At 71.7% G+C, this 14,449-nt stretch carries 12 protein-coding genes and 1 pseudogene; 9 read left to right on the top strand and 4 right to left on the bottom strand.

Annotation, left to right across the window (positions count from 1 at the left end; genetic code table 11):
* The first annotated feature begins 62 nt into the window (after positions 1 to 62).
* Complete coding sequence (locus ACF068_RS07725) at positions 63 to 221, top strand: hypothetical protein (RefSeq protein WP_392273238.1); 159 nt, start codon at positions 63 to 65, stop codon at positions 219 to 221.
* Positions 222 to 526: 305 nt separating this feature from the next.
* Here ACF068_RS07725 and ACF068_RS07720 read toward each other — a convergent pair whose 3' ends face one another.
* Both ACF068_RS07720 and ACF068_RS07715 read right to left on the bottom strand, forming a co-directional pair.
* Entirely contained in the window at positions 527 to 922 is a 396-nt protein-coding gene (locus tag ACF068_RS07720; protein WP_392273237.1) for a DUF6188 family protein, read from the bottom strand.
* A gap of 54 nt (positions 923 to 976) precedes the next feature.
* Positions 977 to 1,746, bottom strand: a pseudogene (locus tag ACF068_RS07715) (IS30 family transposase); the annotation flags it as partial.
* Between the two features lie 601 nt (positions 1,747 to 2,347).
* Between ACF068_RS07715 and ACF068_RS07710 the strand changes: the two are divergent.
* The 7 genes from ACF068_RS07710 to ACF068_RS07680 all read left to right on the top strand — a co-directional run bounded on the left by ACF068_RS07710 (position 2,348) and on the right by ACF068_RS07680 (position 11,160).
* Positions 2,348 to 2,767 carry a contact-dependent growth inhibition system immunity protein gene (locus ACF068_RS07710; protein WP_392273236.1) on the top strand — a complete coding sequence of 140 codons (420 nt, stop codon included), beginning with the start codon at positions 2,348 to 2,350 and terminating at the stop codon, positions 2,765 to 2,767.
* A 1,039-nt stretch (positions 2,768 to 3,806) separates the two neighbouring features.
* Positions 3,807 to 5,927, top strand: a complete 2,121-nt coding sequence (locus tag ACF068_RS07705; protein WP_392273235.1) for a protein kinase — start codon at positions 3,807 to 3,809, stop codon at positions 5,925 to 5,927.
* A gap of 233 nt (positions 5,928 to 6,160) precedes the next feature.
* Positions 6,161 to 6,895, top strand: a complete 735-nt coding sequence (locus ACF068_RS07700; RefSeq protein ID WP_392273234.1) for a C40 family peptidase — start codon at positions 6,161 to 6,163, stop codon at positions 6,893 to 6,895.
* Between the two features lie 226 nt (positions 6,896 to 7,121).
* Entirely contained in the window at positions 7,122 to 8,270 is a 1,149-nt protein-coding gene (locus ACF068_RS07695; RefSeq protein ID WP_392273233.1) for a hypothetical protein, read from the top strand.
* A gap of 143 nt (positions 8,271 to 8,413) precedes the next feature.
* Positions 8,414 to 9,859 carry a hypothetical protein gene (locus ACF068_RS07690; RefSeq protein WP_392273232.1) on the top strand — a complete coding sequence of 482 codons (1,446 nt, stop codon included), beginning with the start codon at positions 8,414 to 8,416 and terminating at the stop codon, positions 9,857 to 9,859.
* Between the two features lie 189 nt (positions 9,860 to 10,048).
* Positions 10,049 to 10,705: a hypothetical protein gene (locus ACF068_RS07685; RefSeq protein WP_392273231.1), complete on the top strand. Its 657-nt coding sequence runs from the start codon at positions 10,049 to 10,051 to the stop codon at positions 10,703 to 10,705.
* A gap of 266 nt (positions 10,706 to 10,971) precedes the next feature.
* Positions 10,972 to 11,160: a hypothetical protein gene (locus tag ACF068_RS07680; RefSeq protein WP_392273230.1), complete on the top strand. Its 189-nt coding sequence runs from the start codon at positions 10,972 to 10,974 to the stop codon at positions 11,158 to 11,160.
* A gap of 115 nt (positions 11,161 to 11,275) precedes the next feature.
* On the opposite strand, the gene ACF068_RS07675 is transcribed toward ACF068_RS07680, so the two are convergent.
* Together ACF068_RS07675 and ACF068_RS07670 are read right to left on the bottom strand one after the other, a co-directional pair.
* Complete coding sequence (locus ACF068_RS07675; RefSeq protein ID WP_392273229.1) at positions 11,276 to 12,835, bottom strand: ABC transporter permease; 1,560 nt, start codon at positions 12,833 to 12,835, stop codon at positions 11,276 to 11,278.
* A complete protein-coding gene (locus ACF068_RS07670; protein ID WP_392273228.1) occupies positions 12,832 to 13,731 on the bottom strand; it encodes an ATP-binding cassette domain-containing protein in 900 nt (299 codons plus the stop codon). Before ACF068_RS07670 ends, ACF068_RS07675 begins: the two co-directional genes overlap by 4 nt.
* A 92-nt stretch (positions 13,732 to 13,823) precedes the next feature.
* On the opposite strand from ACF068_RS07670, the gene ACF068_RS07665 reads away from it, so the two are divergent.
* Positions 13,824 to 14,300, top strand: a complete 477-nt coding sequence (locus tag ACF068_RS07665; protein ID WP_392273227.1) for a GbsR/MarR family transcriptional regulator — start codon at positions 13,824 to 13,826, stop codon at positions 14,298 to 14,300.
* Positions 14,301 to 14,449 lie beyond the last annotated feature (149 nt).

Here is a 14,449-nt window from a genome sequence, read left to right as displayed (position 1 = left end):
GCCGACGGCGCTGGGCCGACGGGCCAGCGGCGGCCGCTGCTCTCCTGCACTGCCTGGCCCGCGTGCCCGCGCTCGAGCACAGCAACGAGCTGTACGCCGCGATGGTCGCCGCAGCCTACCTCCAGGTCAGCGGCCAGCAGATCAAGGTCACCACCAGCGACGCGGCCGAGCTGGTCGCCGCCGTCACCGATGGTCGTCTGACCACGCGACACCGCTGCTGAAGTGAAGACCTGGATCATCTGACGCACACCATAGGCGCGGAAGGCCCCCTGAGCGCGCTCTACGAGGCCCCTCGATGATCATCTTGCCTGGCGGCGCACTTCATTGGACATACCCCAGCACGGCGTCTGGTGCTGGGGCGCTGGTGCTGGCCGCGCGTGATCAGGACGGTGACGTCGGACGGAAGCGCGCGTGGCAGGGTGGCGTGCAGACCGCGCTACGGTGACGCCCCCTCCGCTACACGGCGGATTCCAGCAGTCGTCGCAACACGGGTTGAGTGCCGCAACGGTGTCGGTTGCGGCGGTGATCAGTGTTGCCAGTCGGTTTCGCCGCCCGGGCCGACCAGGACGGGATCGATTCCCGAGCCGGTGAGGTTCCACGACTCGTGGTCGGGGTCTGGTTCGACGCTGAGCCGAGTGCCGTCATCGAAGCCGAGAGACAGGGTGCCTTGCCCGGTGACCTCGGCTTCGGTGACGGACTTGGCGAACAGGCCGAGCAGCGGCGCCAAGGACGGTCCGGTGGCCGGCGTCAGGAGGATCTGGTGGCCCGAGGTGTCTGTGAGGGTGAACGGTGTCTCGATGACGAGCTCGCCATCGACGCGGATGCGGCCGTCTGGGGCGTAATCGGTGAAGCTGATCCGAACCTGGTGGTCGAAGGCCGTGCGCGTGACACGAGTGCCGACCAGCTCCGCCGGTACTTTCACCGCTCCCCCTGTCGCGGTTGTGCCGTGTGTCGACGGCAAGCCCGACGACCGGCTCTATTGGGCCTTGAGCAGTGTAGACAGGCGCTCGGCCGGCGTCTCCCAGCCGAGCGTCTTGCGGGGCCTGTTGTTCAGTTCGGCAGCGACGGCGTTCAGGCGCTCGCGGCTGTGGACGGACAGGTCGGTGCCCTTGGGAAGTACTGCCGGAGCAGGCCGTTCGTGTTCTCGTTCGAGCCGCGCTGCCAGGGGCTGGCCGGGTCGTAGAAGTAGACAGGGACGTCCGTGGCGATGGTGAACTCGTGGTGCCGTCCCATCTCGCTGCCCTGGTCCCAGGTCCGGGATCGCGTGAGATGGACCGGCAGAACCGTCACGGCCTCCACCAGTGCGTCGCGGACCAGCTCGGTGCTGCGGCCGTCTGGCAGGTGGAGGAGCATCACGTAGCGGGTGGAGCGTTCGACGAGCGTGCCGATGGTGGAGGCTCCGTCCTTGCCAATGATCAGGTCGCCCTCCCAGTGGCCGGGTACCGCCCGGTCATCCGCCTCGGCAGGTCGGTCGCTGATCATGACCATCGGTTCGCGGAAGCGGGGCTGACGTTGCTGGGCCTGACGGCGGGGCCTGCGGCGGGCCCGGCCGGTGCGGAGGGCCTTCGCTAGGTCCCGGCGCAGTCCTCCCCGGCCCTGGACGTAGAGGGCCTGGTGGATCGTCTCGTGGGCCACGTGCATCTCCGGCCGGTCGGGAAAGTCCCGGTGCAGGCAGGTGCTGGACGATCTGTTCCGGGGGCGCAGTGGTGCGTGGAGGGCGAACCAGCGGCGCAGGGGCGGGTGCCGGTGCCCGGTGCGTGTGAGGTTCCAGGCGCGGGCGGTCACAGATGTGGTGCGCTCGTCGGCGATTCGGCCGTCCACGAGGCGGCTACGCTGGGGCGGCCGCTGGTCGCGTCAGCAGGCGGACGACGCCGGCCGCGGAGCGTGGCCGAGCTGGTCGACAAGTGCGAAGCGGCCCGGTGGTACTGCCCCAGCATGCTGGCACCGGGCCTGACGCGCACACTCCATACCGGCACGAGCTGCCGCTGACCCTACCCGGCCCCGTCCCTTGGCCATGTCCGGCCGCCCAACGATGACGAGCCGAACTGGAGGTGGTCGGCGGGCTGGCTCGCTTCACCACCGGACGTGCGACGAGCACTTCCTGTGCCACGCCGTCGGACACGGAGACTGGCACGGCCCGGCCCCGGTCCTTCCGGACCCGAGCAGTCACGAGCCGACCCGGGTCCACAGGCCTCGAAGCAGGCCGGGTGCCCCGCCGCCCACCCCACAAAGCCGCTCGGGTGACGGCAGCGGCGCCGCCGGCTGGCCCGGCGAGAACGAACCAGCCGTTGGTGAAACGGAACGCCGACGCACAAGGGCCGCGTTCGATGAGGCGCAGAATGAGTCCATGGACCGCCTGCTACACCTCGACCGCAGCCTCGATGAGCTCGACCCGCCCCGCTGGAACGCTCCGGCTCCCGAGGCCACCCCCCTGGTCCGCAAGGTCCACAGGTTGAGGGCCATACCACTGGGCCAACTCCACCCGGCGGACCTTCACACCCTGATCTCACAGCATGTGGCTCTGCCCTGCGTCCTGCCGCTCGCCGTACACCTCTTGCTCGACAAACCATTGCTGGACGCCTACTTCTACGAAGGCGACCTGCTGCTCGCAGTCGTCGAAGCCCCGGCCACGGCCTGGACCACGATGCCGGATATCGCCGACCAACTCCGCGCCCTGATCGCCTCCCTCCCCCAAGCAACCCTCCGCGACCTGCCACGCGGCACCACCGAGAAACTCACCCGCTTCACCAACCAACCGGATCACTGAAGACCAGCTACCGCCAGCAGCCGTATCTCGATACCCGGAGCAGACGGAACAGCCCTGGGCAAGACCCGCAGCAAAAGGTGTGGCAAGGCCGACGGCCACGTCGCCAGCCAGGCTGACGGCCTGGCGGACCGGCGACAGCGGGACGACGGCGCAACGGCCGGGACGCCACGGACACGGTAGCTCGCGGCGTGAGCCCGGCGGCAGAACCGCGGCCGGCAACGGAACGGGCGATGGGACGGACGCGGCGAACTCGGCCGAACGGCGGCGCGACGGCACGGACAGCACGACGGCGGCCAGGAGGCCGGCGTGGCGCAGAGCCAGTGGCGGGCGGCAGCGACGATGGCGGAGCCGACCGCGTTCGGCTGCCGGCTGTGCACCCCGCGGCGCACCGGGCAGGCACAGCCGCCGGGTCGCGTGCTCGGCGAACCCAGCGGTCACCGGCACCGGCGGGTGCAGCGCGGGCTCTCCAAGGGGAAGGCGGGATCGTCTGCCGAGCATCGCAGCCGACCGTCCCTCGTGGCACCGGTTGCCCAGCACGCCAGCAAGCCGACGTGCTGGCCCGTTTCATAGGTGACCGATGTTCCCTGAGGCCGGAGCCCGTCGTGGGCGCTCCGCTCAGCGCGCCGCCGCTGTGGTGACTCGTCCGGCAACCGCGCCGCGGGGGTGATCGCGCACTGACGCCCCGCGGACCAGCGCTCTGGCCGCGGGCACTCTGCTGTGTCGGTTGGAGACGGCCGTCGTTGGATCTGTTGGAGCCAACAGGCTTCCCACGCGCCGTGGATTGTCCGGAGCCGCTTCGCCGGAGGGCTCTGACCTGCGGCGGAGCGGTCTGGATATCCATGGATATCCCGGGACGCCGGATTGCTGTCCGCGGGGGCGGATTTACCGCTATTCATGTGGTCAGCAAGTTCGCGCCGCCGGTGCCGGTCGGCGCGGTGGCAACGACCGCGGCGCGGGGTGTCGCCCGTACGCGGAGCCAGGGGAGGCAGTGATGGTGGGGCGTCGGGAACAGCCGTTGGATCCGGGCGGGGGGCCGGTCGTGGAGTTCGCCGCGGGACTGCGCCAGTTGCGGCAGGACGCGGGGAGTCCCTCGTACGAGGCGATGTCGAAGCGGGTGAGGTACGGCAGGTCGACTCTGAACGCGGCGGCCGGCGGCGACAACCTGCCGTCGAAGGACGTGGCGCTGGCGTTCGTGCGGGCCTGCGGCGGCAACGAGCGGACGGTGCGGGAGTGGGACCGGCGCTGGGAGGCCACGAAGGCCCGGCTCGAGCAGGACCTGGAGGAGGAGGACGCGCAGGACGCGGCCCGGTCCGCGGCCGAGGAGCGCCCCGCGGCCGGCGAGCGCATCGACGCCGGCGGGGAGGGGACGCGGCTGGAGACGCTGCGTCCGCTGGGCCCGAACGACCCGCGCGAGGTGGGCGGTTTCAGGCTGCTGCGGTTCCTCGGGGCCGGCGCGATGGGGCGCGTCTACCTGGGGGAAAGCCTCGGGGGGCGCAAGGTCGCCATCAAGGTGATCGACGGTGCGCGGTCCGGGAACACCGAGTTCCGGGCCCGGTTCCGGCAGGAGATCGCGGCGGCCCGCCGGGTGCACGGGATGTTCACCGCGGCGGTGGTGGCGTCCGACCCGGACGCCGACGACCCGTGGCTGGCCACCGAGTACGTGCCCGGGCCCTCGCTCCAGGAGATGGTGAGCGAACAGGGCCCGATGCCGGTGGACACCGTGATCCGGCTGGCCGCGGGGATCGCCGAGGCACTGGCGGCCATCCACGGCGCCGAGGTGGTGCACCGCGACCTGAAACCGGGCAACGTGCTGGTGGCCAAGGACGGGCCGAAGGTCATCGACTTCGGCATCGCCCGCACGCGGGACGCCACCACCCTGACCCGTACACAGATGCTGATGGGCACGCCCGGCTACGTGGCGCCTGAGCGACTGACGAAGGGAGACGTGGGGCCGGAGTGCGACGTCTTCTCCCTCGGCGCGCTGCTGGCCTTCGCCTCGACGGGCCGACTGCCGTTCGGTACCGAGCCGTCGGAGATCGGCTTCCGGATCGTGCACGGCGAGCCCGACCTGGAGCCGGTGCCCGAGGACCTGCGGGAACTGGTCGCGTGGTGTCTGGCCAAGGATCCGGACGAACGCCCGAGCCCCCGTCAGGTGATCGACTGGTGCTGTGAACGCGCCGGCCAGCCGGGGCCGGGCTGGTTGCCCGCCCCGCTGACCGGGATGATCCGGCAGCGCGCCCGGGAGGCCGCCGAGGTCCGTGTGCCCGACCCGGCACCGAAGGCGGGCGACTCCCGCCCCCGGGCCGCTCGGGTGATGCTCGCCACGGCGGCGGTGACGGCGGTCATCGCCCTCGTGGGAGCGCTGTTGAACCTGAACCCGCCGTCATGGCGGGGCAGCGCCAATCCGCCCAGCAGCAGCTCCCCGACCGGCGGTGCGACCGCCGGTGCGACGACCGGGCCGACCGGGGGAGCCACCGTGCCGGTCCCCACCTGGTCGGGCGGCAGCGCCTCGGGGGGCACCAACCAGGGGCCGACCGGCGGCACGGTCACCGGCGGCCCGACCGGCGGGGCCACGGGAGGAAGCAGCAGCGGGCCGACCGGCGGCACGTCGGGCGGGCCCACGCAAGGCGCGACCACCGGGATCACGACCGGCAGGACGGCCGGCACCACGACCGGGCCCACGGGCGGCAGGACGGCCGGCACCACCGAGGGTCCCGGGGGCGGGCCGTCGCCCGGCACGTCGGAGGGCAGCTCCCGGGGGCCCTCCGGAGGGACTTCGGAAGGCCCCTCGGACGGCACGGGCGAGTCCAAGAACCCGCCTGAGCCGATCCTGATGGGCACCTCCGTCTACGTCCAGCCCCGCTCCGAGACCGTGGACTGCACCAAGCCGATCACGTTCACCTTCTCCGCGACCGCCCGGCGCACCGGGACGATCACCTACACCTGGTACCCCGACGAGCGCCTGACCGACCGCGGCTACCGGCCCCGCACGGGCAGCATGACCTTCACCACCCCCAACACCCAGTACGAGACCTTCCAGGTCCAGCTCCAGGGCACCCAGTCCGGCCAGGTCGTGCAGGGCGAGATGGCTGTACAGGTCCACTCTCCCGAGATCGACCGGCAGAAGGTCGGCGACCAGTTCTACCTGACCTGCGCCTGACGCCCCGTCCAGGGCAGGCCCGCGCGCGGCCCATCCCCGGGCCTGTCCCCTGACGGCACATCCCTCTCCTCACCTCCCGGCGCGCGGTGTGCCACGCCGCGGCACGGCCCCGCCACGCCCAAAACCGGCCACCGGCCCGACCTTCGGCCGCAGAAGGCCTCGGAACGCCGTCCGTGCCTGGCCCGCCCGACCGACGTCCTTCTTGCCCTGCTCCCCTCCAAGGAGAAGCCCCGATGCGTACCCGAACCCCCGTCGCCGCAGCGGCGAAGCTGGCCGCGGTCCTGGCCCTCGGCCTGCTGGCCATGCTGCTCGGCCCCACCGTGGCGCACCACTTGTCCTCCCCGCGGCCGGCCACCACGTCAGCGGCCCACCAGTCGCAGCCACCCGTCACTCGCCCGGCCGCCGGATCGGTCGTGCTGCAGCGCGGAGACACGCTCTGGTCGCTGGCCCGGCGCCATGGAACCACCGTCGCCGCCCTGCAGAAGGCCAACCGCCTGGGCCGCTCCACCCTCATCTACGCCGGACACCACCTCCGCCTGCCGGCCGCGAACACAGCCCCCGGCACCAGGAAGGCCGACATCACGCCCGGAACCACCCGCGGGACTTCCGTCCGCGCCGCGGGCCGGGGCGGGGCCGCCGTGGCCTTCGCCCGGAGCCGGATCGGCACCCCCTACGTGTGGGGCGGCACCGGACGGGGCGGCTACGACTGCTCCGGCCTGGTCCAGGCCGCCTGGCGCTCCGCCGGCGTGAGGCTGCCCCGCACCACCTACGCCCAGGTTGGCGCCGGCACCCGTATCCGCCGCAGCGAACTGCGCCCTGGGGACCTGGTCTTCACCCGCAGCCTCGGCCACGTCCAGCTCTACGCCGGCAGCGGCCGGGTCCTGGAGGCCACCCGTCCGGTGGTGCGCTACGCCCCCCTGCCGGCCGCCAACAGCGTCACCGCCTACGTCCGCCCCGTCCGCCGCTGACAGGCACGCCGTACAGCTCAGGCCGTACCCGGGCCACAACCGCTCCGACGTCTGCAGCACACACCGCGCATTGTCCGGCCGCCTGCCCGCCGCACGGCGCTGACTTGCCCGCCGGACATCCGGACGCCCCAACCGGCCCGGATTCCCCGTACATCCCGCTGAGCCAAGTGCTGCCGAGCATGCGCGACCGGTCTCGGCGGGCCCATCACCCGACAAGGAGAACAGCATGAACAAGCTCTGGCTGCGGTGCCGCGCCGCCGTCCCTTCCGCCCCCGCCGGATCCGGCCGGCCACGCTCCCGCTTCGTCCCGGGGCAGCGTCCTGACACCGGCACCCGGCGTAGCGCCGTGGTCGTCATGAGCCGTCACACCCGCCCCGGCAGGGTCCGCGGCCTGGCCGCCGCCCTGTTCCTGGCCGTCCTGGCCACCCTCCTGCAGAGCGTGCCGGCCCACGCCGAGCCCAGCCCGGTCCCCACCACCGCGAAGACCCGCTGCGCCCACGGGTTCGACCCGGACGAGTCCGCCGCCCTGCACCTGTCCGGTGGCCGGGGCACCACCTTCCCCTCGGATGCCCGGGGCCTGCGTCCCGGCGACGTCGTCCGCGTCGTCCCGCACATGAACGACGAGGTCTCCACCAGCGGCTTCTGGTGGCAGCCAGCCGACGGCTCCCAGTGGGTCACCCCGGCCGGCGCCGACCCCCGGCGGCCCGCCGACGTCGGCTATCCCGCGCCCGGCCTCAACGCGTACAGCCTCATCGGCCGCCTCACCGGCGCCCAGCCCTTCGAGGTCCTCAGCCGCCTTGGCTGCCGCCAGATCGGAACCTCCGGGAAGCTCGACCTGCGGATCAACGACCCCCAGGACTGGGACAACTTCGGCGCCTGGAACGTCGACATCCAGCTCTACCGCAACCCCCTCCAGGACGGCGGATTCGAGCAGCAGCGCACCTCCGCCGTCTCCCAGCCCTGGACCGTGGAAGGCCCCGACCTCAAAACCATCGTGAACAGGCCCGGCGGCGCCAACTCCGGCAGCAACGCCGCCGTCCTCAGCTCGCCCGGCACCCGCGTGTGGAACGCCCTGACCCAGCCCATCCCCGTCAGGCCCCACACCAACTACGTGATCACCGGGTTCTTCCGCACCTCCAGCAACGTCAACACAGCCTTCTTCGGAGTCCGCAAGCCCGGCGTCCGGGCGCCCACCGAACGCCACTTCGGCCCCGCACCCGCCTGGTGCCCGCCCACCACCCCCCGCTGCTACGGGCAGATCAGCGTCCGCTTCAACTCCGGCGACAACACCACCGTCACCGCCTTCGCCGGCTTCTGGGGCGTCGGAGCCCCCGCACACATGTCCATCGACGACATCAAGGTCCTCTCCAGCTGACCCCAGCCTCGGCAGGCCAGCGGTACCTCACCCCGCCCCGGACGCTGCCGGCGGCCCCACCCGGCAGCGTCCGGCCCCACCCCCCATGCCCGGCCGTCTCCCGCCACCACAACCCACACCACAACCCGAGAGGACAATCACTGATGCACCGGTTCTGGCGGCGCTGCGCCGCAGCCCTCCTACTCACCCTCACCGTGCTCGCCGGCATGCTGGCCGGCGCCACCCCCTCCACCGCAGACCGGCGGTCCTGCCCCACCGGCCAGGTCTGGCGCGACGCCCGGTCCGGCGGTGACCACACCTGCGTCGACCCGCGCACGCTCGGACGCCGGATGACCGGCTTCGACCCGGGCCGGCACGGCTTCCGCTTCAGCAACGACTTCCAGAGCAAACCGCTGTTCGACTTCCGCTTCGGCGGACTGTGCGGCGGGATGTCGTACCTGTCCCTGGACCACTTCCACACCGGCCGGCGCATCCCACAGCAGCAGACCCTCCCCGCCACCGGATCACCCCTGCACCAGAGCATCTACGGCCGTCAGGTGACGTCGATCGCCGACAACCTCGACAAGTGGGGCGAGCTCACCTTCAACCCGTTCGGATGGCGGAACCGCGAGTTCTTCACCTGGGGCCTGCAGGGCTTCGGCGGCGGACGGCTCCAGGAGCTGCGCGAGGCCATCGACGCCGGAACGCCCATGCCCCTGGGCCTGTTCAAGCCGGACGCCAACGTCTGGGGCCCACACCACCAGGTCGTCGCCGTCGGCTACGAACTCGGCCGCTACACCGGCGACCTCCGCAGCCACCAGCAGGACCTGAAAATCTTCGTGTACGACCCCAACTTCCCAGGCCGCACCCTGACGCTCGTCCCGCACCCCGACCGCAACGTCTTCAGCTACCTCGAAGAACCCCACAAGACCTGGCGCACCTACTTCGTCGACCACAGGTACCAGCCCCGCACGCCCCCCGCGTTCCCCGATCCGGCCACCCCGGCCCCCGGACAGGTCACCGAACTCGTCCTCCACATCGGCACCGGCGGCGACGACCTGCGCGGCGGCAACGACAACGTGAACGCCACCATCCACGTCGCCGGCCGCCCGCCGCAGCACGCCCTCAACCTCAACAACAGCGCCCGCTGGATCGACCACTACCAGCAGACCGTCCGCATCCGCCTGGACCAGCCGGTCCCCCGCCTCCCACATCACCGGCGTGCAGCTGACCACCACCTCCGGCGGCGGCCTCGGTGGCGACAACTGGAACGTCAACCACCTGACCATCGCCACCGACCACGAGCGCACCCTCTTCCACGCCCAGGCCAATCCCCTGGTCCGCTTCACCGGCGACAACCGCACCTTCACCGCTCGCATCAGCTGATCCCACAGAAGGAGGGCGGCACGGCCCCGTCCGGGCCGCCCAAGGGGAGCCCTCGGCGGATCGGCCCCGAGCGCGCTGGCCGGCGGTCGTCAGGTGTGTCCCCCGGGGAACGGGCGAAGACAACCGGAACGAATACCGCCGGCCCCCGGCGGGTCAAGTGTCTCGCGGGCCGCAGACGCGGCCGACCCGATACTCCCCACCCACCCCGTGCGCCACACTCGTGACTAGCGACGCAGCCTCCAAACTTCGATGTCACTTACTCAAAGTTCGATGGCACAGGACAGTCGAAGTTGGACGACCGGTTCTGCCACTCGTCCGGGTGATGATGCCTGTCGGAAGTGCTTCGACTGCTGTCGGGCAACCGATACTGCCCCGTTGTGACTACTTCCCCGACACCTTTGGGCCGACGCCAGGTGCTTCGCCAGGCGGCCGCTGCTGCCCTTGCCGGCACGGGACTGCTGCTGACCAGCGGACCAAACGCCCAAGCGGCTCAGCGCCGAGCCGCCGCGCTGCTGCCGGTCATCGGCCAGACCTTCACCATGCCGATGAATGTTTTCGGCGCCACTTTGGTGGTCCCACTGCCTCCGCCCCTTCCCCGCTTGAACTTCATCGGCGGAATCTCGGTCGAGGTCCTTGCGGGCGGCGCGGACTTCGTCCGCCTGCAGACCCTGGACTTCAACCTGGTGACCGAGCACGATCTGTTCGGAAGGGTCCGGCTCACCCTTCCCGCCCTCGAAGTGTCGCCCCCGAGCACCCTGCAGGAGGGGCCGGGCGGCCTTGTGCACACGTGGCTGCAGTCGATGGCCATGACCTTCGACCGGTGGGGTGACCTGACCGGTCCGTTCACCTTGGAGACGTCGCAGCCGGCGAAGGCAAGCGGCGATCTGCCTCAGTTCCTGCCCCCGCCCTTGATCGCCAGCACCGACCCCCACCGGCCGCCTACCGGCGGAGCCTTCCTGACAGCAACGGGCCCCACCCACTTCAAGGCCGGTCTGCCTGCCGACGGCCTGCCTGACCTCTCTGCCGTCCAACTGCAGTGGGACGGCATCTACGAAGGACAGCCCACCTAGCCACCGGCCGCCCGGCCGCACGAAGAACTGTCCGCCCCCGCAACCGTGATTGCGGGCCGTTCGGGATACAGGCGACTGGCAGCGGGGCGCCCTCTCCAAACTTCGAGCATCGCCGACAGCGTCCATGACGAGGTGGTCGAACTCCCGTGGGAAACGGTCCAGCTTCGATGTCAGATGACAACCCGGCCGGAAGAGCGTGGTGCGGTCAGCTGGCGCCGGAGCGGGCGAGGAGCGCGTCGAGGGCACCGGCGGCTTCGGGCTCGGTGGTGGCGAGCCGGGCCGCACAAGCGGCGCGCTGGGCGGAGATCACCACCGCGTACGTCCGCGCCCAGGCCCTCGGCCGCTCCGGGGACGACGCCCTCGGCCGGGCGGTGGTCGCCCTCGGCCTGCTCGCCGATCGGATCGCCGCCGTCGAAACGGCCATCACCCGCGCCACGGACCCCGCCACCCACTGAGCCGCCCATCCGGCCGACACGCGGCCCGCCCGGAAGGCGTGCCGGACCGGTGACACATGCGATCCGCTGGGTGGGGGCTGGTGGAGCCGGCGTGAGACTGCGGCCCGGCCGCGGTTCAGGTCACCAGGTCCCGCCGCCGCAGGTCGGCCAACCCCGCAGCCACGAGCGCGCCCGTGAGGGCGGCGAGGATCAGCAGCGGCGGCCAGGAGACGGCCGCGCCCGGGAGCTTCGGGAGGTGGCCGAACGGTGAGATGTTCAGGACGGTTTGGGGGAGGTCCAGCGTCGGGCCGATCCAGCCCAGCGCCAGGCACAGCCCGGCGACGCCCCACGCGGCCGGTGCCGCCTTGGGCACGGTGCCGTACAGCAGCACCGCCATGCCGCCGAGCGTCCAGACCGCCGGGAGCTGGGCGAGCACGGCGCCCAGGACGGGTCCGGCTTCCCGGCCGTACGACAGGGTCAGCCCGGCTGCCGCCGCGACCATGAGGAGTACCGCGCCGCCGAAGGCGATGAGCAGGTGGCCCGCGGCCCAGCGCAGGCGGCTCACTGCGTTGGCGAGGACCGGCTCGGCGCGGCCGGAGGTCTCCTCGCCGTACAGGCGCAGAACCGCGCCGACGACGTACAGGGCTGCGACCATGCCGAAGAGGCCGGTCATCGCGGCGAGGAAGGCGTTCTCCAGGCCGGACTGCCCGCCCATACGCTCGAAGATCTGCCGGGCTTGCTCGTTGTCCCCGACGAGGTCGCTCGCGCCCTCGACCATGCCGCCGAAGACCAGCCCCGCCGCCAGGAAGCCCAGCGTCCAGCCGAGGATGCCGCCGCGCTGGAGCCGCCACGCGAGGGCGCCGGCGGTGGCGAGGCGGCCGGAGGCGGGGCCGGGGCGGGCCGGCAGGAAGCTCATGCCGACGTCGCGCCGTCCGGCGAGCCCGTACGCCACGGCCGTCTGGCCGGCGACCGCCGCCGCCATGAGCAGGAGCGCCCACCAGCGTTCGGCGGCGAAGGCGCGGACGTTCTCGGTCCAGCCGACGGGGGACAGCCAGGTCAGCGCGGAAGCGCCACCCGCATCGCCCGCCGCCCGCAGCAGGAACGCGAGGCCGAGTACCGCTGCCGTCAGGCCCTTCGCGAGCCGGGCGCTCTCGGTGAGCTGGGCCACGATCGCCGCCATGGTGGCGAAGACCATGCCGGTGCCACCGACCGCGAGACCGAGGGCGACCGCTCCGGCCGCGCCCTCGCCGGACAGCCCGGCGCAGATGAGGAGCGCGACGGCACTGTTGGCGACCAGCGCCGCCAGCAGCGCGGCGGTCAGCGGCGCCCGGCGGCCCACCCGCCCCGCCGAAAGCATTTCCTGACGCCCCGTCTCCTCCTCCTCCCGTGTGTGCCGTATGACGATGATCAGGCTCATCACGGCTGCCAGTGCCGCTGCGAAGACGCCGAACCGCCACGCCACCAGGGCGCCCGTCGAGTCGCCGAACACCGGCCCGTACAACGACCGGATCGAGCTGTTCGCGTTCATCGACGAGGCGACTTCGGCGCGTGCGGCGGGCGTGTCGTACAGCGCCCCGATCGAGCCGGCTCCGCTCGCCACCATGCCGCCGGTGACCACCGCCCACAGGGGCAGCATCAGCCGGTCGCGACGCAGCGCGAGCCGCACGAGGGTGCTTGTGCCAGTCAATGCGCTCATCGCCCTGCCTCCTCGGCGACGGCGTAGTGCCGCAGGAACAGTTCCTCCAGGGTGGGCGGGGTGCTGGTCAGCGACCGTACGCCGGAGTCGGCGAGGGACGTCAGCACCGCGTTCAGGTGGTCCGTGTCGACCTGGAGGCTGATGCGGTTGCCCTGTACGTCGAGTCCGTGGACGCCCGGGAGGTGCGCGAGCCCGTTGGGCGGTCCGGCGAGTTCGGCGACGACGCTGGTACGGGTGAGATGGCGCAGCTCGGTTAGTGAGCCGGTCTCCACGGTCCGTCCCTTGCGGATGATGCTGACCCGGTCGCAGAGGCTCTCCACCTCGCTGAGGATGTGCGAGGAGAGCAGGATGGTCCGGCCGCGGTCGCGTTCCTCGGCCACGCACCTCTGGAAGACCGCCTCCATGAGTGGGTCGAGACCGCTCGTCGGCTCGTCGAGGATCAGCACGTCGGCGTCCGAGGCGAAGGCCGCGACGAGGGCGACCTTCTGGCGGTTGCCCTTGGAGTACGTGCGGCCCTTCTTGGCGGGGTCGAGCTCGAACCGTTCGATGAGGTCGGCGCGGCGGGCCTTGTCGAGGCCGCCGCGCAGCCGCCCGTACAGGTCGATGACCTCGCCGCCGGAGAGGTTGCGCCACAGCGTGACGTCACCGGGGACGTACGCCACGCGCCGGTGCAGCTCGACGGCGTCGTGCCAGGGGTCGCGGCCCAGCAGCCGCGCCGAGCCGGAGTCGGCGCGCAGCAGGCCGAGCAGGACCCGGATGGCGGTGGACTTCCCGGCGCCGTTGGGGCCGAGAAACCCGTGGACCTCACCGGTCCTGACGGTCAGGTCGAGGCCGTTCAGCGCGTGCGTCCGTCCGAACGACTTGTGCAGTCCGGAGACGGTGATGGCGTGCGTCATGCTTCAGAACGTACGCGTGCTTCACAAATTTGTGAAGTTAAGGAACCGTATAAAGTTGTGGGGTGCGCCGGACGACGGGAGACGATGAGCCCATGGGCAACGAGGAACAGGTGAGCCGCTTCGTGGAGCGCTTCGCGGCCGAACTGACCGAGGCCGGCATGCAGCGCATGGCCTCACGGGTCTTCGCCTCGCTGCTCGCCTCCGAGAGCGGCTCACTGACCTCCGCCGAGCTCTCCGAGCGACTGCGGATCAGCCCGGCCGCCGTCTCGGGCGCCATCCGGTACCTCAATCAGGTCGGCATGGTCAGCCGCGAACGCGAGCCGGGCTCACGGCGGGACCGGTACGTCCTGCACAACGAGCTCTGGTATGAGACCTTCACCCGCCGCGACCAGATCCTCACCCGCTGGGAGGCCATCCTGCGTGACGGCGCGGAGACCCTGGGTCCGGACTCGGTGGCGGGAGCGCGGGTGGCCGAGACGGCGGAGTTCTTCGAGTTCCTCCAGAAGGAGATGCATCAGATGCTGGACCGCTGGCGCGAACACCGCGCGACGCTTTCTCAGCGTGACTGACCGGCGTGCCGCGGCGCCACCGCGATGATGTACATGGGTGGAGCGGGCCAAGGACCTGTAAGCCACCGGGGCATGCGACCCGCGGGTCAGCCGTTGTGTGTGCCGCCGGGGTGCCGGTGGCGTCTTGACGTCCTCGCTTCCCCAGCCGG

The organism is Streptomyces sp. NPDC016309 (genome assembly GCF_043077235.1).
Taxonomy (GTDB): Bacteria; Actinomycetota; Actinomycetes; order Streptomycetales; family Streptomycetaceae; genus Streptomyces.
Note: the sequence above shows the minus strand (reverse complement) of the source record. Positions and strands in the feature narration are given on the sequence as shown.